This is a genomic window from Pseudomonas sp. JH-2, assembly GCF_036231725.1.
GTDB classification, from domain to species: domain Bacteria; phylum Pseudomonadota; class Gammaproteobacteria; order Pseudomonadales; family Pseudomonadaceae; genus Pseudomonas; species Pseudomonas delhiensis.
This window is the reverse complement of record NZ_JAZAQP010000051.1, coordinates 1-24,000: the sequence shown is the minus strand read 5'-3', so window position 1 is coordinate 24,000 and position 24,000 is coordinate 1. Positions and strand designations below refer to the sequence as shown.

27 protein-coding genes are annotated in these 24,000 nt (G+C 68.5%); 19 read left to right on the top strand and 8 right to left on the bottom strand.

Annotation, left to right across the window (positions count from 1 at the left end; translation table 11 throughout):
- Positions 1–60: 60 nt before the first annotated feature.
- Positions 61–264, bottom strand: a complete 204-nt coding sequence (locus VV867_RS25785) for a twin transmembrane helix small protein (RefSeq protein WP_009614697.1) — start codon at positions 262–264, stop codon at positions 61–63.
- Between the two features lie 29 nt (positions 265–293).
- Between VV867_RS25785 and VV867_RS25780 the strand changes: the two genes are divergently transcribed.
- The 15 genes from VV867_RS25780 (at position 294) to VV867_RS25710 (ending at position 13,973) form a co-directional block, all read left to right on the top strand.
- The gene (locus VV867_RS25780; protein ID WP_442965053.1) at positions 294–1,070 is read left to right on the top strand and encodes an SURF1 family protein; all 777 of its coding nucleotides are present in this window, start codon (positions 294–296) and stop codon (positions 1,068–1,070) included.
- Entirely contained in the window at positions 1,048–1,614 is a 567-nt protein-coding gene (locus tag VV867_RS25775) for a hypothetical protein (RefSeq protein WP_109934437.1), read from the top strand. Before VV867_RS25780 ends, VV867_RS25775 begins: the two co-directional genes overlap by 23 nt.
- A gap of 37 nt (positions 1,615–1,651) precedes the next feature.
- The gene (locus tag VV867_RS25770) at positions 1,652–2,725 is read left to right on the top strand and encodes a COX15/CtaA family protein (RefSeq protein WP_109934436.1); all 1,074 of its coding nucleotides are present in this window, start codon (positions 1,652–1,654) and stop codon (positions 2,723–2,725) included.
- 28 nt (positions 2,726–2,753) lie between these two features.
- The gene (gene cyoE / locus VV867_RS25765; protein WP_089392843.1) at positions 2,754–3,659 is read left to right on the top strand and encodes a heme o synthase; all 906 of its coding nucleotides are present in this window, start codon (positions 2,754–2,756) and stop codon (positions 3,657–3,659) included.
- A gap of 178 nt (positions 3,660–3,837) precedes the next feature.
- Complete coding sequence (locus tag VV867_RS25760; RefSeq protein ID WP_328567924.1) at positions 3,838–4,473, top strand: SCO family protein; 636 nt, start codon at positions 3,838–3,840, stop codon at positions 4,471–4,473.
- 637 nt (positions 4,474–5,110) lie between these two features.
- Entirely contained in the window at positions 5,111–6,229 is a 1,119-nt protein-coding gene (locus VV867_RS25755) for a Re/Si-specific NAD(P)(+) transhydrogenase subunit alpha (RefSeq protein WP_089392841.1), read from the top strand.
- A gap of 62 nt (positions 6,230–6,291) precedes the next feature.
- On the top strand, positions 6,292–6,612 hold the full coding sequence (locus tag VV867_RS25750) for an NAD(P) transhydrogenase subunit alpha (RefSeq protein WP_009614711.1): 321 nt from the start codon (positions 6,292–6,294) through the stop codon (positions 6,610–6,612).
- A gap of 2 nt (positions 6,613–6,614) precedes the next feature.
- A complete protein-coding gene (locus tag VV867_RS25745; RefSeq protein ID WP_275628060.1) occupies positions 6,615–8,066 on the top strand; it encodes an NAD(P)(+) transhydrogenase (Re/Si-specific) subunit beta in 1,452 nt (483 codons plus the stop codon).
- Positions 8,067–8,256: 190 nt separating this feature from the next.
- Positions 8,257–9,753 carry an acetyl-CoA hydrolase/transferase family protein gene (locus VV867_RS25740; RefSeq protein WP_328567923.1) on the top strand — a complete coding sequence of 499 codons (1,497 nt, stop codon included), beginning with the start codon at positions 8,257–8,259 and terminating at the stop codon, positions 9,751–9,753.
- Between the two features lie 357 nt (positions 9,754–10,110).
- Positions 10,111–10,317, top strand: a complete 207-nt coding sequence (locus tag VV867_RS25735) for a DUF1127 domain-containing protein (RefSeq protein ID WP_089392838.1) — start codon at positions 10,111–10,113, stop codon at positions 10,315–10,317.
- A gap of 345 nt (positions 10,318–10,662) precedes the next feature.
- Complete coding sequence (locus VV867_RS25730) at positions 10,663–10,815, top strand: DUF1127 domain-containing protein (RefSeq protein WP_328567922.1); 153 nt, start codon at positions 10,663–10,665, stop codon at positions 10,813–10,815.
- A 95-nt stretch (positions 10,816–10,910) separates the two neighbouring features.
- Positions 10,911–11,228 carry a DUF2388 domain-containing protein gene (locus VV867_RS25725; RefSeq protein ID WP_089392819.1) on the top strand — a complete coding sequence of 106 codons (318 nt, stop codon included), beginning with the start codon at positions 10,911–10,913 and terminating at the stop codon, positions 11,226–11,228.
- 120 nt (positions 11,229–11,348) lie between these two features.
- Positions 11,349–11,642, top strand: a complete 294-nt coding sequence (locus tag VV867_RS25720; protein WP_109934432.1) for a DUF2388 domain-containing protein — start codon at positions 11,349–11,351, stop codon at positions 11,640–11,642.
- A gap of 37 nt (positions 11,643–11,679) precedes the next feature.
- Complete coding sequence (locus tag VV867_RS25715) at positions 11,680–12,015, top strand: DUF2388 domain-containing protein (RefSeq protein WP_109934431.1); 336 nt, start codon at positions 11,680–11,682, stop codon at positions 12,013–12,015.
- On the top strand, positions 12,015–13,973 hold the full coding sequence (locus VV867_RS25710; protein WP_328567932.1) for a DUF7844 domain-containing protein: 1,959 nt from the start codon (positions 12,015–12,017) through the stop codon (positions 13,971–13,973). Before VV867_RS25715 ends, VV867_RS25710 begins: the two co-directional genes overlap by 1 nt.
- Positions 13,974–14,317: 344 nt before the next feature.
- On the opposite strand, the gene VV867_RS25705 is transcribed toward VV867_RS25710, so the two are convergent.
- Complete coding sequence (locus VV867_RS25705; protein WP_328567921.1) at positions 14,318–15,337, bottom strand: energy transducer TonB; 1,020 nt, start codon at positions 15,335–15,337, stop codon at positions 14,318–14,320.
- A 67-nt stretch (positions 15,338–15,404) separates the two neighbouring features.
- Entirely contained in the window at positions 15,405–16,373 is a 969-nt protein-coding gene (locus VV867_RS25700; RefSeq protein WP_328567920.1) for a CobW family GTP-binding protein, read from the bottom strand.
- A gap of 74 nt (positions 16,374–16,447) precedes the next feature.
- On the opposite strand from VV867_RS25700, the gene VV867_RS25695 reads away from it, so the two are divergent.
- Entirely contained in the window at positions 16,448–16,810 is a 363-nt protein-coding gene (locus tag VV867_RS25695) for an NADH:ubiquinone oxidoreductase (RefSeq protein ID WP_328567919.1), read from the top strand.
- A gap of 245 nt (positions 16,811–17,055) precedes the next feature.
- Entirely contained in the window at positions 17,056–17,703 is a 648-nt protein-coding gene (locus VV867_RS25690; protein ID WP_109931668.1) for a gamma-glutamylcyclotransferase, read from the top strand.
- 1 nt (position 17,704) lies between these two features.
- On the opposite strand, the gene VV867_RS25685 is transcribed toward VV867_RS25690, so the two are convergent.
- On the bottom strand, positions 17,705–17,920 hold the full coding sequence (locus tag VV867_RS25685) for a DUF3079 domain-containing protein (RefSeq protein WP_089392812.1): 216 nt from the start codon (positions 17,918–17,920) through the stop codon (positions 17,705–17,707).
- Positions 17,921–18,108: 188 nt separating this feature from the next.
- Here VV867_RS25685 and VV867_RS25680 point away from each other — a divergent pair, with 188 nt between their 5' ends.
- Positions 18,109–18,690, top strand: a complete 582-nt coding sequence (locus VV867_RS25680) for an alpha/beta hydrolase (RefSeq protein WP_328567918.1) — start codon at positions 18,109–18,111, stop codon at positions 18,688–18,690.
- 202 nt (positions 18,691–18,892) lie between these two features.
- Here the strand turns inward: VV867_RS25680 and fusA are convergent, their stop codons facing one another.
- The 4 genes from fusA to VV867_RS25660 form a co-directional block, all read right to left on the bottom strand.
- Positions 18,893–20,941, bottom strand: a complete 2,049-nt coding sequence (gene fusA / locus VV867_RS25675) for an elongation factor G (RefSeq protein WP_328567917.1) — start codon at positions 20,939–20,941, stop codon at positions 18,893–18,895.
- A gap of 337 nt (positions 20,942–21,278) precedes the next feature.
- A complete protein-coding gene (locus VV867_RS25670; RefSeq protein ID WP_328567916.1) occupies positions 21,279–21,551 on the bottom strand; it encodes a hypothetical protein in 273 nt (90 codons plus the stop codon).
- 167 nt (positions 21,552–21,718) lie between these two features.
- On the bottom strand, positions 21,719–22,768 hold the full coding sequence (locus VV867_RS25665) for a threonine aldolase family protein (protein ID WP_328567915.1): 1,050 nt from the start codon (positions 22,766–22,768) through the stop codon (positions 21,719–21,721).
- Between the two features lie 321 nt (positions 22,769–23,089).
- Positions 23,090–23,749 carry a hypothetical protein gene (locus tag VV867_RS25660; RefSeq protein WP_328567914.1) on the bottom strand — a complete coding sequence of 220 codons (660 nt, stop codon included), beginning with the start codon at positions 23,747–23,749 and terminating at the stop codon, positions 23,090–23,092.
- A 168-nt stretch (positions 23,750–23,917) separates the two neighbouring features.
- Here VV867_RS25660 and VV867_RS25655 point away from each other — a divergent pair.
- Positions 23,918–24,000: serine dehydratase beta chain (locus tag VV867_RS25655; RefSeq protein WP_328567088.1), on the top strand; the 83-nt coding region annotated here is incomplete at its 3' end.

Here is a 24,000-nt window from a genome sequence, read left to right as displayed (position 1 = left end):
TGCTCGCGAACCAGCCCCGCTGCGGAGTCGTTCGCGAGCAAGCTCGCTCCTACGAAAAGCTCAGAAGGTGGCGGAAGTGACCAGTTGCCCGGAGTAGAAGCCCCAGGCGACCAGGGCCAGGGTGAGCGCGGCGAGGATGACGCGCACGGTGAGGGCGTTGACCACGCGGGAACCGTGGCCCTCGTCCTTGACCAGGAAGAACAGTCCGCTGAACAGGCTGGCCACGGTGGCCAGCAGCAGAACGACGATCGCGGCCTTGAGCATGACGTGGCTCCGATTGCTGAGGGGGTAACTTGCAGTATAGCCAGCACGCCATCGACTCCCGCCCGCGCCATGGCGTGGCGGCGGTCTTCCGGCCGGGCCTGGCGCCGACCCTGGTGGTCCTGGCGCTACTCCCGCTGCTGGTGGCCCTGGGCTGCTGGCAGCTTTCCCGCGCCGCCGAGAAGCGCGTGCTGCTGGCCGCCGCCGAAGCGCGCCGCGAGGCCGCGCCGATTCCCGTCACGCAGCTCGAGGCCCTGGCCGAGCCGGCCTACGTGCGGGTGCGCCTGCAAGGCCGCCTGGACGCCGAGCACACCCTGCTGCTGGACAACCGCACCCGCGACGGCGCCGCCGGCGTCGAGGTGCTGCAGCCCTTCCACGACAAGGCCAGCGGCCTGTGGGTGCTGGTCAACCGCGGCTGGCTGCCCTGGCCCAACCGCCGCGTGGCGCCGGCCGTCGATACGCCCGGCGGCGAGCTGCTGCTCGATGCCTGGGCCTACGTCCCGCCACCCGGCGGCCTGCAGCTGGCCGATGCCCGGCAGCAGGCCTGGCCGCAGCTGGTCACCCGCGTCGACCCGGACGCCACCTGGCAGGCCCTGGACCGCAACGGCCTGCCCCTGGAACTACGCCTGGAACCGGGCGACGCCGCCTTCGAGACCAACTGGCCGGTGGTCGCCATGGCCCCCGAACGCCACACCGGATACGCCGTGCAGTGGTTCGCCATGGCCACCGCCCTGTCCGCCCTCTACCTCTACCTCGGCATCCGCCGCGCACGGGAGAAGCCCGCCCATGACCAGCCTGACCCTCGATGAAACCCAGCTGCGCCGCCGCAACCGCGGGCGCATGCAGTTGCTGCTGATCCTCGCCGTGGTATTCGGCCCCATGCTGCTGGCCACCGGCATGTACAAGTTCCGCTTCTGGGTGCCGGAAAGCCGCAGCTACCACGGCGAGCTGATCGCCAACGGCAGCACGCCCGCCGACCTGGGCGTGCAGGCCGACGCCGCCAGCGACCGCTGGCAACTGCTGGTCACCGCCCCCGCCGCCTGCGCCGCCGACTGCCAGCAGCTGGTGTACCTGGCGCGGCAGATCAACATCGGCCTGAACCGCGACGCCAACCGCGCCGAGCACGCCCTGGCCGCCGCCCAGGCGCTGCCGGCGGAGTTCCAGGCGCAGCTGGACAAGGACTACCCGCGCCTGAAGCGCTACGCCATGCAGCCCGCCGCCGGCGAGCAGGCGCCGCAGCTGTGGATAGTCGACCCCCACGGCAACCTGGTGCTGCGCTACGCCGCCGGCGCCAACGGCAAGCAGATCCTCGGCGACCTGCAACTGCTGCTGAAGCTCTCCCACATCGGCTGAGCGCAGGCCACGACAACGACAAGAACGGGGGCTGTGCATGACGAACACACCGCGTAAACCCGGCTTCCACGTCGCCGCCTTCGCCACCGCCCTGGCGCTGGTGGTGGTGCTGCTCGGCGCCTACACCCGGCTCACCCACGCGGGCCTGGGCTGTCCGGACTGGCCCGGCTGCTACGGCTTCATCCACGTGCCCAGCAGCGAGGCGCAGCTGGCCCATGCCGAGCAGCACTTCCCCGAGGCCCCGGTGGAGGCGCAGAAGGGCTGGAACGAGATGATCCACCGCTACTTCGCCGGCACCCTCGGCCTGCTCATCGCCGGCCTGGCCGTGCACGCGCTGCTGCGCCGCGGCCGCGACGGCCAGCCGCTGCGCCTGCCGTTGCTGCTGCTGGGCGTGGTGATCGCCCAGGCCGCCTTCGGCATGTGGACGGTGACCCTCAAGCTGTGGCCGCAGGTGGTCACCGCGCACCTGCTCGGCGGCTTCACCACCCTGTCGCTGCTGTTCCTCCTCGCCCTGCGCCTGTCCGGCGCCGTGCAACCGCTGCAGCGCGCCGGCGCACCACGCCGCCTGGCGGCCTTCGCCCTGGCCCTGGTGGCGCTGCAGATCGCCCTGGGCGGCTGGGTGAGCAGCAACTACGCGGCGGTGGCCTGCATCGACCTGCCCATGTGCCACGGCCAGTGGTGGCCGCAGATGGACTTCGCCAACGGCTTCCACCTGACCCAGCACATCGGCCCCAACTACCTGGGCGGGCAGCTCGACAGCGACGCCCGCACGGCCATCCACATGACCCACCGCATGGGCGCCTTCTGCGTGGTGGCGGTGCTGCTGGTGCTGGCCTGGCGCATGCAGCGCGTCGGCCTGATCTACCCCACCGCGCTGATGCTGCTGGCGTTGTCGCTGCAGGTCGGCCTGGGCATCAGCAACGTGCTGCTGCACCTGCCGCTGCCGGTGGCGGTGGCGCACAACGGCGGCGGCGCCTGCCTGCTGCTGAGCCTGGTGCTGGTCAACTACCGGCTGCGCTCGCCGGTCACCGCGGCCAGCGTCGCCAAAGCCGGCCGGGCCCGCGCCCTGCCGGCGCTGGAACGGCCGGTGGCCTATCCCTCGCAGGGCTGAACCCACTTCGACCAACGGAGAACCGAACATGGCCAGCGTACTGAGCGGCACCCGCAGCCAACCCGGCTGGCGCGATTACCTGGAGCTGACCAAACCCAAGGTGGTCCTGCTGATGCTGATCACCTCGCTGATCGGCATGCTGCTCGCCACCCGCAGCGGCGTACCCTGGACGGTGCTGCTGTTCGGCAACCTGGGCATCGGCCTGTGCGCCGGCGCGGCGGCGGCGGTGAACCACGTGGTGGACCGGCGCATCGACTCGATCATGGCCCGCACCCATCGCCGCCCGCTGGTGGAAGGGCGGTTGTCGCCCAGCGTGGCCCTGGGCTTCGCCCTGCTCCTGGCGCTGGCCGGGATGAGCCTGCTGCTGACCTTCACCAACGCCCTCACCGCCTGGCTGACCCTCGCCTCGCTGCTGGGCTACGCGGCGCTGTACACCGGCTTCCTCAAGCGCGCCACGCCGCAAAACATCGTGATCGGCGGCCTGGCCGGCGCCGCCCCGCCGATGCTCGGCTGGGTGGCGGTGACCGGGCACCTGTCGGCCGAGCCGCTGCTGCTGGTGCTGATCATCTTCGCCTGGACGCCGCCGCACTTCTGGGCCCTGTGCCTGCACCGCAAGGACGAGTACGCCAAGGCCGAGATCCCGATGCTGCCGGTGACCCACGGCGAGCGCTACACCAAGCTGCACATCCTGCTCTACAGCCTGGTGCTGTTCGCCGTCAGCCTGATGCCCTTCGCCATCCACATGAGCGGGCTGGTCTACCTGCTGGCCGCGCTGGCCCTGGGCGCGCGCTTCCTCGACTGGGCCTGGGCGCTGTACAGCGACAGCAGGCCCCATGCGGCCATCGGCACCTTCAAGTACTCTATCGCCTACCTGTTCCTGCTGTTCATCGCCCTGCTGGTGGACCATTACCTGCCCATCCACATCGCGCTGTAACAGGAGTCGTAGGGCGAATAACGCTCCGCGTTATCCGCCGTTTGGCCTTGGCCCCAGACGGCTCCGAGGTTGACCTGGGAGTTGGCTGCAGGCTTGGGTGTAGCGGCGTATAACCGCGAACGGTTATACGCCCTACGTCCATGAACGCCCCTCGACCGCTCCCGACCACGAGAACCCCATGTCCCGAGTCAACAAGACCGTCCTCATCCTGGTAGCCATAGTCGCCGTCATCCTCGGCCTCACCGTGCAGAAGGTGCTCACCGAGAAACACCGCCTCGACCCCGCCGCCCTGCTCGAAGCCGGCATCGTGCTGCTGCCGCAGAGCCGCGAGGTGCCGGCCCTGACCTTCCAGGACCAGGACGGCAAGCCGTTCGACACCGCCAGCCTCAAGGGCCGCTGGAGCCTGCTGTTCTTCGGCTACACCTTCTGCCCGGACGTCTGCCCCACCACCCTGGCGCAACTGCGCGAGCTGCAGGGCAAGCTGGCCCCCGAGGTGCGCGAGAAGCTGCAGGTGGTGTTCGTCAGCGTCGACCCGCACCGCGACACCCCGGCGCGCCTGAAGGAATACCTGGGCTTCTTCAACGCCGGCTTCCAGGGCCTGGTGGGCAGCGACGAGGCCATCCAGAAGCTGGCCAACGCCATGAGCATCCCCTACATCCCGGCCGACACCAGCAAGCCCAACTACACCGTCGACCACAGCGGCAACCTGGTGGTCATCGGCCCGGACGGCACCCAGCACGGCTTCATCCGCGCCCCGCTGAACAACGCCAAGCTCGCCGAACAGCTGCCCAAGGTGCTCGCCGACCAGGGCTGAGCCATTCGCCGGCACGCAGCCGGCCCATTCACCGCGCTGCTTTGTCGCAGCCAGGCAACGGCCACCCTCGGGTGGCCGTTCTTTTTTTTCATCACCCGCCTGCATAGCCTTGGACCAGGCCGTTTTTCCAGGCCGGCCCCGTCGCCTGCCCGAAAGCCAGGAAACATGCGCCGTGAGGCGCTTGTTGAGAATTTCCTGACTCTGTAGTCAATGTAAAAAATCTGCTACGGAATTCCAGGCATCAGGGATCACTCATATTTCAGATTAAAAACATTAATTAACACCTATAGATGCGCCTGAGGCAGGATTGACGGGCCTCTCACCGGGTTGCCGGGGGTTCTGATGAGCGGACATTCACGCCAGGGATAGCATTCTCCCCCGGTCACAATAGGCAATTAGGCTAAAAGCCAGGGCGGTAGCGCCCCTTGCCGGAACGGGGGAACTGCGGGTCCGAACGTGACTTGTAGTTCTTTTTTAGTACTACTTCAGAACTTCTTGCCGACCCAGTGGCTCGATTGCACAATGCCGCCGCCCAGCGGGTTCTGGACCCGCCCTTATCGCGGCATGCGTTGCCAGTTCGACAACCCGGCCGCCTTCCGGCGCCGGACTACTCAAGGATCACGCAGGAGATTTGTGAGTGCAGATCGGTGTCCCTCTCGAGACCCATGCCGGTGAAACACGGGTCGCCGCCACCGCTGAAACCGTCAAGAAACTGGTTGGCCAAGGCCACCAGGTGATCGTTCAGAGTGGCGCCGGCGTCAACGCCAGCCAGCCGGACAGCGCCTACGAGGCCGCCGGGGCGAAGATCGGCTCCGCCGCCGAAGCCCTGGGCGCCGAGCTGGTGCTCAAGGTGGTCGCGCCCAGCGCCGAGGAACTGGCGCAGATGAAGCCGGGCGCCGTGCTGATCGGCATGCTCAACCCCTTCGACAACGACAACATCGCGCGCATGGCCGAACGCGGCATCACCGCCTTCGCCCTGGAAGCGGCGCCGCGCACCTCGCGGGCGCAGAGCCTCGACGTGCTGTCGTCCCAGGCCAACATCGCCGGCTACAAGGCGGTGATGCTGGCGGCCAACCACTACCCGCGCTTCATGCCCATGCTGATGACCGCCGCCGGCACCGTGAAGGCCGCCCGCGTGCTGATCCTCGGCGCCGGCGTCGCCGGCCTGCAGGCCATCGCCACGGCCAAGCGCCTGGGCGCGGTGATCGAGGCCTCGGACGTGCGCCCGGCGGTGAAGGAGCAGATCGAGTCGCTCGGCGCCAAGTTCGTCGACGTGCCCTACGAGACCGACGAGGAGCGCGAGTGCGCCGAAGGCGTCGGCGGCTACGCCCGCCCGATGCCGGCCTCGTGGATGGAGCGCCAGGCCAAGGCGGTGCACGAGCGCGCCAAGCAGGCCGACATCGTCATCACCACCGCGCTGATCCCGGGCCGCAAGGCGCCGACCCTGCTCCACGAAGCCACGGTGCAGGAAATGAAGCCCGGCTCGGTGGTCATCGACCTGGCCGCGGCCCAGGGCGGCAACTGCCCGCTGACCGAAGCCGGGCAGGTAGTGGTCAAGCACGGCGTGACCCTGGTCGGCCACACCAACCTGGCCGCCATGGTCCCGGCGGACGCCTCGGCCCTGTACGCGCGCAACCTGCTCGACTTCCTCAAGCTGACCCTGTCCGCCGAAGGCTTCAAGGTCAACCTGGAAGACGACATCGTCGCCGCCTGCCTGATGTGCCGCGACGGCCAGGCCGTGCGCAAGAACGGCTGAGCCCTCCTTAATAAAGAAGAACCCGCCGGGCTTCAGCCCGGCCTAGAGACCGGTGAAAGACGATGGAAGAAATGCTGATCTCCCACGGGATCTACAACCTGATCATCTTCGTGCTGGCCGTGTACGTCGGCTACCACGTGGTATGGAACGTCACCCCCGCCCTGCACACCCCGCTGATGGCGGTGACCAACGCCATCTCGGCGATCGTCATCGTCGGCGCCATGCTGGCCGCCGCCCTGACAGTCACCCCGCTGGGCAAGATCATGGGCACCCTGGCCGTGGCCCTGGCCGCGGTCAACGTGTTCGGTGGCTTCCTGGTCACCCGCCGCATGCTGGAAATGTTCAAGAAGAAAGCGCCGAAAGCGCCGGCGGAGAAGCACTGACCATGAGCATGAACCTCGTCACTCTCCTTTACCTGATCGCCTCGGTCTGCTTCATCCAAGCCCTGAAGGGCCTGTCGCACCCGACCAGCTCGCGGCGCGGCAACCTGTTCGGCATGGTCGGCATGGCCATCGCCGTGCTCACCACCGTGGGCCTGGTGTTCAAGCTCGGCGCGCAACTGGCCGAGGGCGACAACGCCGCCGCCGGCATCGGCTACATCCTGGTCGGCCTGCTGATCGGCGGCAGCGCCGGTTCGATCATGGCCAAGCGCGTCGAGATGACCAAGATGCCCGAGCTGGTCGCCTTCATGCACAGCATGATCGGCCTGGCCGCGGTGTTCATCGCCATCGCCGCCGTGGTCGAGCCGCAGTCGCTGGGCATCGTCCAGCACCTGGGCGACACCATCCCCACCGGCAACCGCCTGGAACTGTTCCTCGGCGCGGCCATCGGCGCCATCACCTTCTCCGGTTCGGTGATCGCCTTCGGCAAGCTGTCCGGCAAGTACAAGTTCCGCCTGTTCCAGGGCGCACCGGTACAGTTCGCCGGCCAGCACCTGCTGAACCTGGTGCTGGGCCTGGCCACCCTCGGCCTGGGCCTGGTGTTCATGTTCACCGGCAACCTCGCCGCCTTCGCCCTGATGCTGGCCCTGGCCTTCATCCTCGGCGTGCTGATCATCATCCCCATCGGCGGCGCCGACATGCCGGTGGTGGTGTCGATGCTCAACTCCTACTCCGGCTGGGCCGCGGCGGGCATCGGCTTCTCGCTGAACAACTCGATGCTGATCATCGCCGGCTCCCTGGTGGGCTCCTCGGGCGCGATCCTCTCGTACATCATGTGCAAGGCGATGAACCGCTCGTTCTTCAACGTCATCCTCGGCGGCTTCGGCGCCAGCACCGACGACGCCGGCCCCGCCGGTGCGAAGGAAGCCCGCCCGGTGAAATCCGGCTCGGCCGACGACGCCTCCTTCCTGCTGACCAACGCCGACAGCGTGATCATCGTCCCCGGCTACGGCCTGGCGGTGGCCCGCGCCCAGCATGCGCTGATGGAACTGGCAGAGAAGCTGACCCACCGCGGCGTCACCGTGAAGTTCGCCATCCACCCGGTCGCCGGCCGTATGCCGGGCCACATGAACGTGCTGCTGGCCGAGGCCGAAGTGCCCTACGAGCAGGTGTTCGAGATGGAGGACATCAACTCCGAGTTCGGCCAGACCGACGTGGTGCTGGTGCTGGGCGCCAACGACGTGGTCAACCCGGCGGCGAAGAACGATCCGAAGTCGCCGATCGCCGGCATGCCGATCCTCGAGGCCTACAAGGCCAAGACCGTGATCGTCAACAAGCGCTCGATGGCCAGCGGCTACGCCGGCCTGGACAACGAACTGTTCTACCTGGACAAGACCATGATGGTCTTCGGCGACGCCAAGAAGGTCATCGAAGACATGGTCAAGGCCGTCGAATAACGACAGCCGTCGATCCGCAAGACACCGGCCGCGCGCCGGTGTCTTGCTTTGCCGCAAAGGAAAACCCTCTGGACTTTGGTAGTAAGGAAGGCAGTGGCGGGGCGATTTTTCGACCTTGGTATAAGGGCGAAAAATCGCCGAATCCCTAGACTGGCCGCCTTGCACTCCCCATAAAGCCTGAGGTTTTTCCATGTACCGTGATCGCGTGCGCCTGCCTTCCCTGCTCGAGAAGGTGATGACTGCTGACCAGGCCGCAGCCCTGATCCAGGACGGCATGACCGTCGGCATGAGCGGCTTCACCCGCGCCGGCGAAGCCAAGGCCGTGCCGGAAGCCCTGGCGCAGCGCGCCAAGCAGCAGCCGCTGAAGATCAGCCTGATGACCGGCGCGAGCCTGGGCAACGACCTCGACAAGCACCTGACCGAGGCCGGCGTGCTGGCCCGGCGCATGCCCTTCCAGGTCGACAGCACCCTGCGCAAGGCGATCAACGACGGCTCGGTGATGTTCATCGACCAGCACCTGTCGGAAACCGTCGAACAGCTGCGCAACCACCAGCTCAAGCTGCCGGACATCGCGGTCATCGAAGCCGTGGCCATCACCGAGGAAGGCCACATCGTACCGACCACCTCCGTGGGCAACTCGGCCAGCTTCGCGATCTTCGCCAAGCAGGTGATAGTCGAGATCAACCTGGCGCACAACACCAACCTGGAAGGCCTGCACGACATCTACATCCCGACCTACCGGCCGACCCGCACGCCGATCCCGCTGACCAAGGTCGACGATCGCATCGGCAGCACCGCCATCCCGATCCCGCCGGAAAAGATCGTCGCCATCGTCATCAACAACCAGCCGGACTCGCCCTCCACCGTGCTGCCGCCGGACAGCGAGACCCAGGCCATCGCCAACCACCTGATCGACTTCTTCAAGCGCGAAGTGGATGCCGGCCGCCTGGCGAAGAACCTCGCGCCGCTGCAGGCGGGCATCGGCAGCATCGCCAACGCGGTGATGTGCGGCCTGATGGAATCGCCCTTCGAAGACCTGACCATGTACTCCGAAGTGCTGCAGGACTCCACCTTCGACCTGATGGACTCGGGCAAGCTGCGCTTCGCCTCGGGCAGTTCCATCACCCTGTCGAGCCGCCGCAACGCCGACGTCTTCGGCAACCTGGAGCGCTACAAGGACAAGCTGGTGCTGCGCCCGCAGGAAATCTCCAACCACCCCGAGGTGGTGCGTCGCCTGGGGATCATCGGCATCAACACCGCGCTGGAGTTCGACATCTACGGCAACGTCAACTCCACCCACGTCGGCGGCACCAGGATGATGAACGGCATCGGCGGCTCGGGCGACTTCGCCCGCAACGCCCACCTGGCGATCTTCGTCACCAAGTCCATCGCCAAGGGCGGCAACATCTCCAGCGTGGTGCCCATGGTCAGCCACGTCGACCATACCGAGCACGACGTCGACATCCTGGTCACCGAGCAGGGCCTGGCCGACCTGCGCGGCCTGGCGCCGCGCGAGCGCGCCCGGGTGGTCATCGAGAACTGCGTGCACCCCTCCTACCGCGACGCCCTGGCCGCCTACTTCGAGGCCGCCTGCCAGCGCGGCGGGCACACCCCGCACATCCTGCGCGAAGCCATGAACTGGCATATCAACCTGGAAGAACGCGGCCACATGCTCGCCGCCAGCTGATCCGGCACGCCAGCGGGCCATTCCACAAAGAATGGCCCGCCAGGCTGGACAGTCGGAAAAAAACCACGTAAAAACACTCTCGAACAGTTTTTTATCCCACAGCGACTGTTCCACTTCTCCTACTGCCAACCCCGGCAGACCCTCTGAAAACCCCGCATTCCCCACCACCTGTGCACCACAACGGAGCGCAGCGGTACAGTTCGCACCAAAAACGCCATTACAGTTCGCTGAAACAATTCGCTGACGCTATTTAATTCAAAGCAACTGTACCTATCGCGGCTGACCAAAAAGTCAGAAGATACTCCTCAACAACTTCCGCAACCCCACTACCCGCCAAAAGCGGGAAGGACGAAAATCATGGAACGTACCCTCGGTTCCGCCAACGTCAGCAGCATCCGTTCTTCCTCCACCGCCCACCGCAGCCTGGTCGGCACCGTCCGCCTGTGGCAGCGCCGCATCGAGAGCCGCCGCCAACTGGCCCGCCTCGACTCGCGCCTGCTGGCCGACGCCGGCATCAGCGAAGCCCAGCGCTACGCCGAGCTGAACAAGCCGTTCTGGAAGTAAGCGATACAGCTTCAAACTGTTACGGCCCACAATAGCTTTCACGGACTGTATCGGTCACACCGTAACGGGCCGCTCCCCTCCAGGAAGCGGCCCGTACTGTTTTCGGCCTCCACGAAAGGCGCCCCGACAGGGTGCGGCCAAGCCGTACAGCCAGGCCCGACCACAGCCGTACAGTTGCCTCCTGCCGCAGCACTGTTCTCCCGGAATTTCTCCTGCCTGCCTCTGCCTCCCCCGGGCGCCCGGTGCGAAGCTGAATCGCCCAGCACAACCGCGGAGGCCGCCAGCATGGAACGGGTTCTCGAAGGCAACAGCACGGACAGCAGTACAGTTCAAAACATCAGGGCAATGGTTCCGCGCCTGTTCGCCCTCCTTTGCCAGTGGCGCCGCAACACCCACACCCGCCAGCAACTGGCCCTGCTCGGCGAACGCGAGCTGGCCGACGCCGGCATCGACCGCTGCCAGCGCGAGCGGGAACTTTCGAAACCTTTCTGGCGCTGACCGGCTGGTCGCCGCGGGCTGGCTCCGCTAGTCTGCATCGGTAACGCGCGGCAGCGTTGGCCGCGCGGTTTCATCTCGACTGGGAGTGTCCATCCATGAATCGTCTGCGCCTGCTCACCGCCGCCGCCCTGCTCACCTGCGCCAGCGGCGCCTTCGCCTCCAGCTTCATCGTCACCACCGATGCGCTGGTCGGCGCCACCAAGGCCACCTCCGACGGTACCACCGACATCACCAACTCCTTCCGCGACGACAAGATCGTCCTGGACGCCCGCGACGACGCCGCCACCTTCGTCGCCACCCAGGGGCAGGTGCGGGGCGCGCACCTGGAAGCGGCGCTGCGGCACATCCGCGGCAAGCTGCCGAGCCTGGCCGCCAACGACCTGCAACTGGCCCAGGCGATCCTGGTCATCTGATTCCCCGCCCCACCTGGCCCGGAGGCGCCTTTTCAGAGGGCCCGCCGGGCCTGCGAGGCTGGCTCTTGCCGGCGCATTCCGTTAGCCTTGTCGGCTGTGCTTTTCCGATCGCCTCAGCCCATGCGCAGCCTGCCATTCCTGCTCACCGGCCTCTGCCTGGCCACCCCCGTGCTGGCCTTCGAACAGACCACCATGTTCGTCGCCGGCAGCAGCTACGTGACCAGCAAAGTCACCAGTACGCCTTTCGAGAACAAACTGCTCGGTGCCGCCCGCGATGATGCCGCCAGCTACATCGCCACCGACGGCCAGGTGCGCGGAGCGCGCCTGGAACAGGCGTTGCGCTGGCTGCGCAAACAGCATCCGGAGCTCGCGGCGAACGATCGGGAACTGGCCGAAGCCATTCTTGCCCAATAAACCGTGAGCAGCCCTCGCTGCCGTTTCGGAGACACCCATGCGCCTCAGCTCGATCCCCAAGAGCCCCCTGATCCTCGGCCTGCTGCTGGCCGCCTGCGCCTCCAGCGTCCAGGCCCACTCGGTCGTCCGCCTGTTCAACATCAGCACCAACGCCACCGGCCGCAGCCTGGACTTCACCTCCGACACCACCACCTCGATCCGCGACATGAAGATCGTCCGCGAAGCCCGTGACGACGCCGCCAGCTTCGTCGCAAGCCAGGGCGCCATCCGCGGTGCGCAGCTGGAAGCGGCACTGAAGGTGGTGCGCGAGCAGCTCCCGGAAGCGCGCGATGCCTCCGACCAGCAGCTGGCCGAAGCCATTCTCGCTCTGTGATCCCCCGCGGCCGCCGCTGGCTGGCGGCACTGAGCCTGCTCGCCGCCGCCAGCGCCCAGGCCGACCTGCGCCTGGCGCTGCAGCCCGACGGCCTCGCCCCGGCACAGCGCCAGGCCAGCCAGCAGCTGCTGGATGACGTCCGCCAGGCGCTGCCGCCGGCCTTCGTCCAGGCCCTGGACCGCCGCGTCGACGTGGAGTGGCGCGACGACCTGCCGGGCAACGGCATGGGCCAGGCCCTGCGCCCCGGAGCCATCGCGCTGAACCGCAAGTACCTCGCCGCCCTCGCCGACGGCAGCGCCGCCACCCTCAGGACCGGCCGCAGCCATGGCACCCTGCGCCGCGAGCTGCAGGCCACGGTGGTCCACGAGCTGACCCACCTGTACGACCGCGGGCGCCTCTGGCTGCCCGCCGAGGCCCGGCTGATCCAGCGTTGCACGCGCCAGCAGGACAGCATCGGGCGCATCGGCGAGGGCGCCGAGTGCCGCGGCCAGGCCAACCGCCGCTTCACCCTCTCCGACGACCCGCGCCTGCTCGACCTCGCCGGCTGGCCACAACTGGCCGGCAAGCGCGGCCAGCGCGAGCACGACAACCGCTTCGTCCTGCGCAGCCCGGACCGCTACGAGCTGAGCAATCCGCGCGAGTTCGTCGCGGTGAACATGGAGTACTTCGTCCTCGACCCCAGCTACGCCTGCCGCCGCCCGGCCCTGTACCGCTACTACGCCGAGCGCTTCGGCGAGCGCCCGCAACGCCAGGCCTGCGAGCCATCCTTCGCCTACCTCAACGCCGGCCGCGACTTCGGCCGCCAGCCGCTGGGCAGGCTGGACCCGGAGCGGGTCTACGAGGTCGACTACCTGCTGGCCGAGGCCAACGACCAGTGGGTCAGCCGCTGGGGCCACGCCATGCTGCGCCTGGTGGTCTGCGCCCCGGGCCGGCCGCGCGGGCCGGACTGCCGTCTGGACCTGGACCAGCACCTGGTGCTGTCCTACCGCGCCTTCGTCGGCGACCTGCAGCTGTCCAGCTGGGACGGCCTGACCGGCTCCTACCCGTCGCGGCTGTTCGTGCTGCCGCTGTCCCAGGTGATCGAGGAATACACCAAGATCGAGCTGCGTAGCCTGGCCTCGATCCCGCTCAGGCTCAGCCGCCAGCAGATCGACGAGCTGGTGGAGCGCGCCATGCAGGTGCACTGGGGCTACGACGGCAACTACTACTTCATCTCCAACAACTGCGCGGTGGAGACCCTCAAGCTGCTGCGCAGCGGCATCCCCGACGCACGCCTGCAGGACCTCGACAGCATCACCCCCTACGGCGTGGTGGAGATCATGGAGAACCGCGGCCTGGCCGACGCCAGCGTGCTCGACGAGCCCAAGCGCGCGCTGCGCCTGGGCTACCGCTTCGACTCCTTCCGCGACCGCTACCAGGCGATGTTCGAGGTGCTGCGCCAGCGCCTGGACATTCCCCAGGCCAAGGTCGAGGACTGGCTGGCCCTGCCCGCCAGCGAACGCCGCGCCTGGTTCGACAAGGCCGACCTGCGCGCCAGCGCCGCCATGCTGCTATTGGAGCAGGCCTCGCTGCGGCGCCAGCTGCAGCTGGCCCAGGACGAGTTGAAGCGCCTGTACCTGGGCCACCGCGACGACGCCCGCGCCGACCCCAAGCTGGTGGCGGCGGGCAAGACGCTGCAGCAGATCCTCGACGACAGCGGCTTCCTCAGCCAGCCGGCGGAGCTGCTGGACAGCGGCTACGGCCTGCCGCAGCCGGGCGAGTCGACGCGCCTGGAGCAGCAGACCCAGGCCCGCCAGGCGCGCCTGCGCCAGCTCAGCGACAACCTCGACCAGGAGGTCCGCGCGCTGCTGGAGCCGGAGCGCCGCGAGGAACTGCAGGCCCTGGAGGCCAACCTCAAGCAGCTCGGCGCGCACCTGCGGGCGCTGCACAAGGCGGCGGGCGGGTTCGAGTTGCCCTGAGGTCCCGTGCTGGCGAATGGTGCTCACCTGCAGCTTCGGTGCGTTGGTTTGACTTCGGCCCCTCTCCCTAACCCTCTCCCTGAAGGGAGAGGGGACCGTTCGGTGTGCCTGGATGCTCTGGAGTCAGCCGGCAACACCGAAGGCATTCATTTGAAACCTTGCCTTATCTCGGCACGGACAAGCCCCCTCTCCCTTCAGGGAGAGGGTTGGGGAGAGGGAAAGAAGCCGGACCGATACACCGAAGCTGCAGGTGAGCACCATTCGCCAGCAAGCCCGCTCCCACAACAGCCACCCCAAACGAAAAACGCGCCTTCAAGCGCGTTTTTCATCAACCGGGAAGCGCCTCAGCGGCGCCCCTCCAGCTTGAAGTAGAAGACCTTGGTCGCCTGCCGCGCGACGATGCGGCCGCCGCTGACGCGGGGCTCGAAGCGCCAGGTGTCCATGGCCTGGCGCACGGCGCTGTCGAACATCCGCGGCGGCGAGGAATCCAGCACCTGGATGTCGTCGATGCGGCCGTCGGCGGTGATGGTGAACAGCACCTTCACGTGGCCTTCGATACCGCGGCGCTGGGCCATCAGCGGGTACTTCGGCGAGTCCATGCGCAGCGGCTTGATGTCGCTGTCGTTGAGGCTGCCGGTGGGCAGGCCGGCCGGGCCCTGGGTGCCGGTCGGGGCGGCCTGGGCGCCCGGGGTGCTCTGGCCCACGGTCGGTGCGGCCGGGGGCGGCGGTGGGGCGGGCGGCGTCGGCTGGGCCTGGGCCTGCTCCACCGGCTCGGGTTCGGGCTTGGGTTTCGGCTTGGGCTTGGGCGCCTTCTTCGGCACCGCCTTCTCCACCGGCTTGGGCGTAGGTTTCGGCGGCTCCGGCTTGGGCGGCTCGACCACCGGCTCCGGCGGCGTGGGTTGCGGCGGCTGCGGCTCGGGCGCGGCGGCCGGCGGCTCCTTCACCGGCTCGGGCTTGGGCGGCAACTGCACCACGGTGACCTGCATGGTCGGCACTTCGCCACGGCCGAGGTTGAGCTCGTCGGGGCTGGGCATGGCCCAGACCAGGCCGGCGACCACCCCCAGGTGCAGCACCAGGGACAGCCCGGAAGACTTCCACCAGCCCACCGGCTGGGGCGGCTGCTCCGCCTCTTCCACGCCTTCCACGGGCGCGGCGTAGGGAATCAGCAGTTCCTCGGCGACGGCCACTTCCTCGTCGCGGCGGGCGCCGGAGCAGTCCACCAGTCGCAGGTTGGCTTCACTGCCACGCTGGGCGCTGACGCAAGGCAGCGAGAGTCCTTCGTCGCTGTCGGAGGACGAAGGAAGTTCCGCGGCGGACGCGACGAGAGCAGAGCCCGCCGGCGAGCGCGATTGCGATGGCGCCATGGGAGAAGCCTGTGGGGAAATGACCAGAATCTGATAATTATTATCATTCGCCCCGCCGATGGCAACCTTATTGGCCATCGGCCAACCTGGCACAGGTCAACATTTGCTGCTGCAGGGCCTGCAGATCCTGCTCGGCGTCGAAGATCAGCTCCAGCCGATTGTCCCGCCGCCAGGCGCTGGGCTGCCAGGGCTCCTCGCCCGTCAGCCGGTTGCAGGCCTGCCAGCCGTCCTCGCAGTGCAGCACCGCCTTGGCCCGCAGCAGGCCGCCCAGGCCGGCCAGCCAGGCCTCCACCGCCGCACGGCGGAAGCGCCAGTCGGCGTGCAGGCGCCAGCCGACGGCCTGGCGCCCGCCCTCGCTGTGCACCTGCCGCAGGGGTGCGGCGCGGGTGAGCAGTACGGGCAGTTCGGCCGTGGGCAGCGGCAGCTCCGCCGCCGCGTCCGATCCGATATTGGCGACGAACGGCAGCCTCGCGAAGGGCAGGCGCCCCTGTTCGGTCCAGACCTGCGGCAGCGCCGGCAGGTTGGCTTGCAGCCGTTCGCGGGCCACGTCGTCCAACCCTTCGCTCTTGTTCAGCACCAGCAGCGCGGCATCGGCCAGGGCGTCCCGTTGCGCCTCCGGCAGCGAAGCGCCTGTGGCCAGCGCCGCGGCATCCAGCACCAGCAACAAGGGCTGTGGCGCCAGCACGCCGCGCCAGGGCGCCTCGCCCAGTTGGCGCAGCAGGGTGCGCGGGTGGCCGAGGCCGGAGGGTTCGATGAACAGCCGCTGCGGCCGCGCCTTGCGCAGCAGGCGGGCAAGGCCGACCTGGAAGGGCGCGCCGTTGACGCAGCACAGGCAGCCGCCGGCCACCTCGCCGATGGCCACGCCGTCGGTATCGGTGGCCAGCAGCGCGGCGTCCAGGCCGACCTGGCCGAATTCGTTGACCAGCACCGCCCAGCGCTCGCCTGCCGGGCGCTGGGCCAGCAGGTCGCGGATCAGGCTGGTCTTGCCGGCGCCCAGTGGGCCGCCGATCACATGGGTGGGAATCTGTTCGAGCATGGCGCCATGTTGCCGCCTGACGAGGGCGGGGAAAAGCGCTAGAGTCGCCCCTTCGCTCAAAGGACCCCGCCTTCATGCGTCTGCCGGCCCTGCTCCTGTCGTCCTGCTTCGCCCTGCCCGCCCTTGCCCACGCCGAAGCCTGCGTGGTGCACAGCCGCGGCAGGAACCTCGACGTGAAGGTCTGCCAGCAGAACCGCAGCATCCCGGCGAAGCTGTTCCACGAGGGTTTCTGCCAGCCGCAACTGAAGGACCAGCAGGTCGAGGTGGCCTACGCCGACACCTGCCCGACCGGCGCCTTCGGCGTCTGCGCCAACGCCCAGGTGCCCAACAGCCCCTACCGCCAGGACATCCACTACTACGGCGTGGCCAGCGACGCGCGCTTCCTCCAGCCGTTCTGCGAAAGCCAGAGCAAGGGCCAGTGGCAGGCCGGGCAATGACCGTCATGCGCCTGTCATGGGCGGCTGCTCTACTGCTGGTCGGGTACCTCACACCCACTGGCACCCCACGCCAGCAAAGATCTTGGTGATAGGGCCGCTCCGCGCGGCCCTCTTTTTCGCCCCCTGCCATCCGGACCGGCGGTAGCGCCGTTCGTCCGCGCAAAGGTGTCTTGCGCAGCCGCCCCTTCTGTCAAAAGGTCACATCCGCTAAGTTTTCAGAGCGTGAGGTACCTTGGGGGTTACGCATGAGCACGTCTATGAACCTGGACGGCCCCTTCTATCCACCGGCGCTGGGGGCGCCGGAACGACTCAGCGCGGAGCAGTTGCGCGCCTCGCTGGAAATCACCATGGCCGAGCACGGCGGCGGCGCCGTGTGGCTGTTCGCCTACGGCTCGCTGATCTGGCGCCCGGAGTTCCCGGTGGCCGAGGCCAGCCGCGCGCGGGTGCACGGCTACCACCGCGGGCTCTACCTGTGGTCGCTGACCCACCGCGGCACCCCGGAGATGCCCGGCCTGGTGCTGGGCCTGGACCGCGGCGGCTCCTGCGGCGGCTTCGCCTACCGCCTGCCGGACGACGGCCTGGACGCCAACCTGTTCGCCCTCTGGCAGCGCGAGATGCCCTACGCCTCCTACCGCCCGGAGTGGCTCAGCTGCCGCCTGGAGGATGGCCGCCGGGTGCGCGCCCTGGGCTTCGTCCTCGAACGCCACCTGCCCAGCTACGCCGGCTCGCTGCCGGACAGCATCGTGCAGCGCGTGTTCGACAGCGCCCAGGGGCATTTCGGCACTACCCGCGAATACGTCGAGCAGACGGCCAGCGCGCTGCGCGCCTGCGCCATGCCCGACCTGAACCTGGAAGCCCTGCTGGCGCGCTGCTGCGCCAAGGCCCCCGGCTGAGTCAGGGCGCCGGCTGGCGCACCTCGACCGGCTGCGCGGGCGTCTCGTCCAGACCCCAGGCGGGCTCGTCCGCCCAATCCTCGCCGAAGATCTCGATGGGGTGCTGGGTACGGCTGGAGCCATTGCCGCAGCCCATGGCCGAGGCCGGGCAGTAACGGTCGCAGCCCCAGCAGATGCGTTCGGGGTGGGCGGGATGCAGGGGGAATTTCTTGGCCATGGGGGTTCGCCTGGAGAGAGTGGGCCCAGCTTCGATTCAACGCCTGCCGGGCCCCTGCGTACTTGTCGCGAATCAAGAAGTGCTGGAATAAGAAAATGCAGCATAAGCAAAGCATTTTTTATTCCTTAATTTATTGACGAACCCCACCTACACTGCCTCCCCATGACGACTTTCAGGGGGATGAACCCATGCGCAGCGACCGCGTCCGCTATGTCCTGGTGCCCGGCTGGCACGGCTCGGAGGACGAGCACTGGCAGAGCCACTGGCAGCGCGCGCTGCCCAACGCCTCGCGGGTGGAGCAGCGCGACTGGGTGGCGCCGCGGCATGTCGACTGGGTCGCCGAACTGGACCGCGAAATCCGCCGCCAGCCCGGCCGCGTGGTGCTGATCGCCCACAGCCTGGGCTGCGTCACCATCGCCTCCTGGGCCCGCCGCGCCGGGCCGAAGGCCCTGGCCCAGGTCTCCGGCGCCCTGCTGGTGGCGCCCGCCGACGTCGAGCGCGAGACCTGCCACGCGGCGCTGCGCAACTTCGCCCCCATCGCCCTGGACGCCCTGCCCTTCCCCAGCGTGCTGGTGGGCTCGGACAACGACGCCGCCTGCAGCCCGCAGCGCGCCCTGCAGCTGGGCCGCGCCTGGGGCGCCGAGACGCTGATCCTGCCGAACGCCGGGCACATCAACGTGAAGTCCGGCCACGGCGCCTGGGAGGCCGGCTACCGCCACCTGTTCCGCCTGCAGTACCTGATCGACCAGCGGGGGCGGCGCCGGGCCTGAGCGGCCGCGCCGGCTGTTGCGGGGAGCGCGCCCTGCGTTCGAGCGTAGGGCGAATAACCGTTCGCGGTTATCCGCCGCCGGCCGGAACAGAGGTGCCCGGGTCGATTGGCGGATAACGCCGTAGGCGTTATGCGCCCTACGGGTTGGGTGGAGCGGCGTAGGAGCATCGCGGATAAATCCGCTCCTACAAAAACCGGTCTTTTCAGTCTTCTTCCTGCACCGCCTTGTACTCACTGGCCAGGCGCTGCTGCACGTCCTGCGGCACGGGGCTGTAGTGGCTGGCTTCGAGGGTGAAGAAACCCTGCCCGGCGGTGATCGCCTTCAGCCGGTTGGCGTAGCCTTCCAGTTCGGCCAGCGGCACCTGGCCGCGCACCAGGGTGGCGCGGGCCGACAGCGGCTCGGTGCCCAGCACCTGGCCGCGGCGCCCGGTGAGGTCGGCGGTGATGTCGCCCAGGCGGGCTTCCGGCGCCGTCACCGCGATGTTCACCACCGGCTCCAGCAGCATGCCCCCGGCGTTGCGCAGGGCGTCGAACATGGCCTTGCGCCCGGCGGCCTGGAAGGCGATGTCCTTGGAGTCCACCGAGTGGCTCTTGCCGTCGAACACCGTGACCTTCACGTCTTCCACCGGGAAGCCGGCCAGGGGGCCCGCGGCCAGCGCCGTGCGCACGCCCTTCTCCACCGAGGGGATGAACTGCCCCGGGATCACCCCGCCCTTGATCGCGTCGACGAACTCGAAGCCGGTCCCCCGCGGCAGCGGCTCCACTCGCAGGAACACCTCGCCGAACTGGCCGGCGCCGCCGGTCTGCTTCTTGTGCCGGCAGTGCCCCTCGGCCGGGCGCGTGGCGGTCTCGCGGTAGGGCACGCTGGGCGGGCGGGTGTTCACTTCCAGCTTGTAGCTGCCGGTCAGGCGTTCCAGCAGGTAGCGCAGGTGCAGCTCGCCCATGCCACGCAGCACGGTTTCCTGGGTCGAGGCGTTGTAGTCCAGGCGCACGCACGGGTCCTCGGCCAGCAGGCGCTGCAGCACCTCGGCCAGGCGCTGCTCGTCGCCGCGGCGGCCGGCCTCGATGGCCAGGCCCTGCATGGGCGTGGGGAAGTCCAGCGGCGCCAGGCGGATGTGGTCCTCGTCGTGGGAGTCGTGCAGGACCACGTCGAACTCCAGCTCCTCGACCTTGCTCAGCGCGCCGAAGTCACCGGGGACCAGCTGCGGCACTTCCTCGTGGCGCTTGCCCTGCAGGCGCAGCAGGTGGCCGACCTTGAACGGCTTGCGGCCATCCCCGGCGAACAGCTGCATATCGCGGCGCACGGTGCCCTGGTGCACGCGGAACACCGCCAGGCGGCCGACGAAGGGGTCGATCACCACCTTGAACACATGGGCCAGCACGTGGGCCTCGGGGTCCGGCTGCGAGCGAAAGGGCCGGGCGCCGCCCTGCTCGTCCAGGCGCTCGAACAGCGGCGGGTTGCCCTCGGCGGGGTTGGGCGCCAGCCGCGCCAGCACCTGCAGCAGTTCGTCGACGCCGGCGCCGGTGCGCGCCGAGACGAAGCACAGGGGGATCAGGTGGCCTTCGCGCAGGGCCCGCTCGAAGGGTTCGTGGAGTTCCTCCGGCTGGATCGAGCCCTGCTCCAGGTAGCGCGCCATCAGCTCCTCGTCGACCTCCACGACCTGGTCGACCAGCGCCTGGTGCGCCTCCTCCACCGAGGAGAAGTCCGCCTCGCCGGCGGGCGCGAAGAAGCAGTCGGCCACCCGAGTCGCACCGCCGGCCGGCAGGTTCAGCGGCAGCACCTCCTTGCCGAAGGCTTCGCGCAGGTCGGCCAGCAGCGTCGGCAGGTCGACGCGTTCGGCGTCGATCTTGTTCACCACCAGCATCCGGCACAGCCCGCGCTCGGCGGCCCAGTCCATCATGCGGTGGGTATTCAGCTCGATGCCGTTCTGCGCGTTGACCACCACCAGCGCGGTCTCCACCGCCGCCAGGGCCGGCAGCGCGTGGCCGATGAAGTCGGGCAGGCCGGGGGTATCGATGAGCTGGACGTGCGTACCCTCGTATTCGAAGTGCGCCAGCGCGGCGGACAGCGAGTGGTGGTAGTCGCGCTCCAGCGGGTCGGCGTCGCACAGGGTGTCGCCGCGCTCCAGCGAGCCCATCGCGGGGATGGCGCCGCTGCGCTGCAGCAGGGCTTCGGCGAGCAGCGTCTTGCCGCTGTCGCCATGGCCGACCAGGGCAACCGTGCGGATCTGTTCGACCGGGTAGTTCGACATGGGGCACCTCCCAGGCAGGGTAACGGGAAGTATAGGCAGCGCCCCGGAGCGCCCTGGGCAAAAAACAGCCAAGCGCCGCGAGCCCAGCGGGCATGCCTGCCACAGCCGTTTCACCACAGCTTTTCCACAGCTTGCTGAAGGCCGCTTCCACAGCCAGTGTGGACAGTTCCACAGCCGCGTCGAAGACGCTGGAAAGCCCTGAGCCATAGGGCTTCCAGCGCAACGCTGGCGATTTTTCGGGCAGTGCTGCGCAAGCCCCGGAAAGCCTGTCCAGCGGCAGTTTATCCACAGCTTTGCCACAGGCCGTTCAACAGAAGCCGTGGACAGCCCGCGACCATTAGCCGCCGGTTTTTTCCGCAGCGCCCACGGACAGGGCCGTTGGCGAAAAAACCAGCAATGCCCGGCAGGCCCCGCCGTTTCGTTCGCGCAGCCATTCACCGACAGCTTTTCCACAGCTTTCCCGCGCCTCGCTCCACAGCCTTTGTGGGCAACTCGCCGGCGGCCGGAAGCCGATGGCAAGTGCTTGAAAATCAAGGCACACGGGCAAATTCAGGTCGAAAAACGTACAGCCGCGCGCAAGCCTCGCCGGGCCTGGCGCCAAGGCATTCATGCACACTTTATCCACAACGCGGCCAACAGATTCCGGGGGCAGAATCCGGCCCGCCGGGCAAACCCCGAGCGCCCTGGCCCGGCCCAGGCGCCACGCGGCCGCAAGCCACCTGCGCACAGCCCGGCCACAGGCTGCGCACAGGGTTTTCGACAGATTCGGTGGACAACTCAGGCGGCGGCGCCCATCACCTCGCGGATGTCCCGCGCCAGGGCCTCGACGCGCTCGATCTCGGTGTCCCAGGAACACATGAAGCGCGCGCCGCCGGCGCCGATGAAGGTGTAGAAGCGCCAGCCGCGCTGGCGCAGGGCTTCCAGGGCCGGCTCGGACATCTGCAGGAATACCCCGTTGGCCTCCACCGGGAACATCAGCTGCACGCCCGGCACGTCGGCCACCCGCTGCGCCAGCAGGCGCGCGCACTGGTTGGCGTGGTTGGCGTAGTGCAGCCAGGCCTCGTCCTGCAGCACCCCGACCCAGGGCGCGGCGAGGAAGCGCATCTTCGAGGCCAGTTGGCCGGCCTGCTTGCAGCGGTAGTCGAAGCCCTCGGCCAGGTCGCGGTCGAAGAACAGGATGGCCTCGCCCACCGCCATGCCGTTCTTGGTGCCGCCGAAGCACAGCACCTCGACGCCGGCCTTCCAGGTCAGCTCCGCCGGCGAGGCGCCGAGGAAGGCGCAGGCGTTGGAGAAGCGCGCGCCGTCCATGTGCAGGTGCAGGCCCAGCTCGCGGCAGGTGGCGCTGAGCGCGCCCAGCTCGTCCGGGCGGTAGACGGTGCCGACCTCGGTGGCCTGGGTAATGCTCACCACGCGCGGCTTGGGGTAGTGGATGTCCTGGCGCTTCAGCGCGATCTCGCGGATCGCCGCGGGGGTCAGCTTGCCCTGCGCGTCGGTGCGCGCCAGCAGCAGCTTGGAGCCGTTGGAGAAGAACTCCGGGGCGCCGCACTCGTCGGTCTCGACGTGGGCGGTCTCGGCGCAGATCACGCTGTGGTAGCTCTGGCACAGGGCGGCCAGGGCCAGGGAGTTGGCGGCGGTGCCGTTGAAGGCGAAGAATACCTCGCAATCGGTCTCGAACAGCTCGCGGAAATGGTCGGAGGCGCGCGCCGTCCACTGGTCGTCGCCGTAGGCCCGCTCATGGCCGCGGTTGGCCTCGGCCATGGCGGCCCAGGCTTCGGGGCAGATGCCGGAATAGTTGTCGCTGGCGAATTGCTGGGAATTGTCGAACATCGAAAGCTGCCTCGGGGAAAGTCATCCACAGGCAGCGTAGCGAAATCGTGGCTTTTGTAGGAGCGGGGGCCGTTCGTGCCACCGGGGCGTCCGGCGTGGCCGGGGAATCCAATCGCGGACAAAGTCCGCTCCTACGTCCGTGCTCGACCGTAGGGCGAATAACCGTTCGCGGTTATCCGCCGCCGGCCGGAACGCCGGTGCCCGACGGGTTGGAAAGAGGCGGCGCAGCCTGCAAGACAGTTGCTCCTACGCACGTGCTTCCCTGTAACCGTAGGAGCGGACTCTGTCCGCGATTCGGCGGATAACGCCGCAGGCGGCCGATCAGGGCAGCGCCGTCAGCTTCATCTGCTCGACGATGGGCACGAACAGCTGGCGCATGGACTGGGTGCTGCCGCCGTTGGGCTTGTCCGGGGTGCTCAGGGTCAGCACGTAGCGGCCCTTGATCAGCCCGGTGAGGCTGGACTCGCCGGCCTCGCCCTTGGCCGGGGCGACTATGCCCAGGGGGTCGCCCATGCGGGTGGTGTCGATCACCGGCAGGTAGTCCTCGCCGCCGAACTTGTCGGCGGTGCCATTCTTGATCGCGGTCTCGCGGGTCTTGTTCAGCAGCGTCAGGCTGGAATGGGTCATGTCGCGCAGCTTGTCCTGCACGCCGCGGTAGGCGATGGCCTGCTCGCTGTTGGCGTCCTGGGCCGGGGCCGGCATGCCGGTGTCGATCAGGCTGATCTCCAGGTGGCGGCTGCCGTCGGCGGTGCCGTAGACCAGCTTGGCGTCGTTGTAGCCGCATTCGCGGGAGATGAACGGGTAGCCGTACATTTCCTTGCTCGGCGGCAGGGCCTTCTCCAGCGGGTGGCCGCTGCAGCTGTCGGCCGGCACCGCGGCGGCCGCGGCCTTCTCGGCCTTGGCCTTGTCGTCGCCACCGCCGCAGCCGTGGAGGGTCGCGCCGAGCATCAGGGCGCTGAGCAGGATCAGGGAGCGTTTCATGGCGTCCTCGGGTTTGACAGTGGCGGCATTCTAGCCGCTGGGCGGCGCGGCGTGCAGCAGTGGCCCTGTGGCAGCCAGGTGCATTTTCGGGTCGGGAACGGACATCTTTTGCCCGGGCAGGCAGTCGAGAATCGGCAGCAGCGGCATCGCCATTCGAGGAGCCCCGGCATGGCCATCAGTGTGTTCGACCTGTTCAAGATCGGTATCGGCCCCTCCAGCTCGCATACCGTCGGCCCCATGCGCGCCGCCGC

Excerpts from the sequence above, each read along its gene's own strand:
- VV867_RS25730 (WP_328567922.1), top strand. The coding sequence starts at position 10,663 with ATGGTTCCGCGCCTGTTCGCCCTCCTTTGCCAGTGGCGCCGCAACACC.
- cyoE (WP_089392843.1), top strand. The coding sequence starts at position 2,754 with ATGGCCAGCGTACTGAGCGGCACCCGCAGCCAACCCGGCTGGCGCGAT.
- VV867_RS25690 (WP_109931668.1), top strand. The coding sequence starts at position 17,056 with ATGAGCACGTCTATGAACCTGGACGGCCCCTTCTATCCACCGGCGCTG.
- VV867_RS25785 (WP_009614697.1), bottom strand. The coding sequence starts at position 264 with ATGCTCAAGGCCGCGATCGTCGTTCTGCTGCTGGCCACCGTGGCCAGC.
- VV867_RS25660 (WP_328567914.1), bottom strand. The coding sequence starts at position 23,749 with ATGAAACGCTCCCTGATCCTGCTCAGCGCCCTGATGCTCGGCGCGACC.
- VV867_RS25700 (WP_328567920.1), bottom strand. The coding sequence starts at position 16,373 with ATGCTCGAACAGATTCCCACCCATGTGATCGGCGGCCCACTGGGCGCC.
- fusA (WP_328567917.1), bottom strand. The coding sequence starts at position 20,941 with ATGTCGAACTACCCGGTCGAACAGATCCGCACGGTTGCCCTGGTCGGC.
- VV867_RS25775 (WP_109934437.1), top strand. The coding sequence starts at position 1,048 with ATGACCAGCCTGACCCTCGATGAAACCCAGCTGCGCCGCCGCAACCGC.
- VV867_RS25760 (WP_328567924.1), top strand. The coding sequence starts at position 3,838 with ATGTCCCGAGTCAACAAGACCGTCCTCATCCTGGTAGCCATAGTCGCC.
- VV867_RS25695 (WP_328567919.1), top strand. The coding sequence starts at position 16,448 with ATGCGTCTGCCGGCCCTGCTCCTGTCGTCCTGCTTCGCCCTGCCCGCC.
- VV867_RS25770 (WP_109934436.1), top strand. The coding sequence starts at position 1,652 with ATGACGAACACACCGCGTAAACCCGGCTTCCACGTCGCCGCCTTCGCC.
- VV867_RS25720 (WP_109934432.1), top strand. The coding sequence starts at position 11,349 with ATGCGCAGCCTGCCATTCCTGCTCACCGGCCTCTGCCTGGCCACCCCC.
- VV867_RS25750 (WP_009614711.1), top strand. The coding sequence starts at position 6,292 with ATGGAAGAAATGCTGATCTCCCACGGGATCTACAACCTGATCATCTTC.
- VV867_RS25740 (WP_328567923.1), top strand. The coding sequence starts at position 8,257 with ATGTACCGTGATCGCGTGCGCCTGCCTTCCCTGCTCGAGAAGGTGATG.
- VV867_RS25735 (WP_089392838.1), top strand. The coding sequence starts at position 10,111 with ATGGAACGTACCCTCGGTTCCGCCAACGTCAGCAGCATCCGTTCTTCC.
- VV867_RS25665 (WP_328567915.1), bottom strand. The coding sequence starts at position 22,768 with ATGTTCGACAATTCCCAGCAATTCGCCAGCGACAACTATTCCGGCATC.
- VV867_RS25745 (WP_275628060.1), top strand. The coding sequence starts at position 6,615 with ATGAGCATGAACCTCGTCACTCTCCTTTACCTGATCGCCTCGGTCTGC.
- VV867_RS25680 (WP_328567918.1), top strand. The coding sequence starts at position 18,109 with ATGCGCAGCGACCGCGTCCGCTATGTCCTGGTGCCCGGCTGGCACGGC.
- VV867_RS25715 (WP_109934431.1), top strand. The coding sequence starts at position 11,680 with ATGCGCCTCAGCTCGATCCCCAAGAGCCCCCTGATCCTCGGCCTGCTG.
- VV867_RS25670 (WP_328567916.1), bottom strand. The coding sequence starts at position 21,551 with ATGAATGCCTTGGCGCCAGGCCCGGCGAGGCTTGCGCGCGGCTGTACG.
- VV867_RS25685 (WP_089392812.1), bottom strand. The coding sequence starts at position 17,920 with ATGGCCAAGAAATTCCCCCTGCATCCCGCCCACCCCGAACGCATCTGC.
- VV867_RS25725 (WP_089392819.1), top strand. The coding sequence starts at position 10,911 with ATGAATCGTCTGCGCCTGCTCACCGCCGCCGCCCTGCTCACCTGCGCC.
- VV867_RS25705 (WP_328567921.1), bottom strand. The coding sequence starts at position 15,337 with ATGGCGCCATCGCAATCGCGCTCGCCGGCGGGCTCTGCTCTCGTCGCG.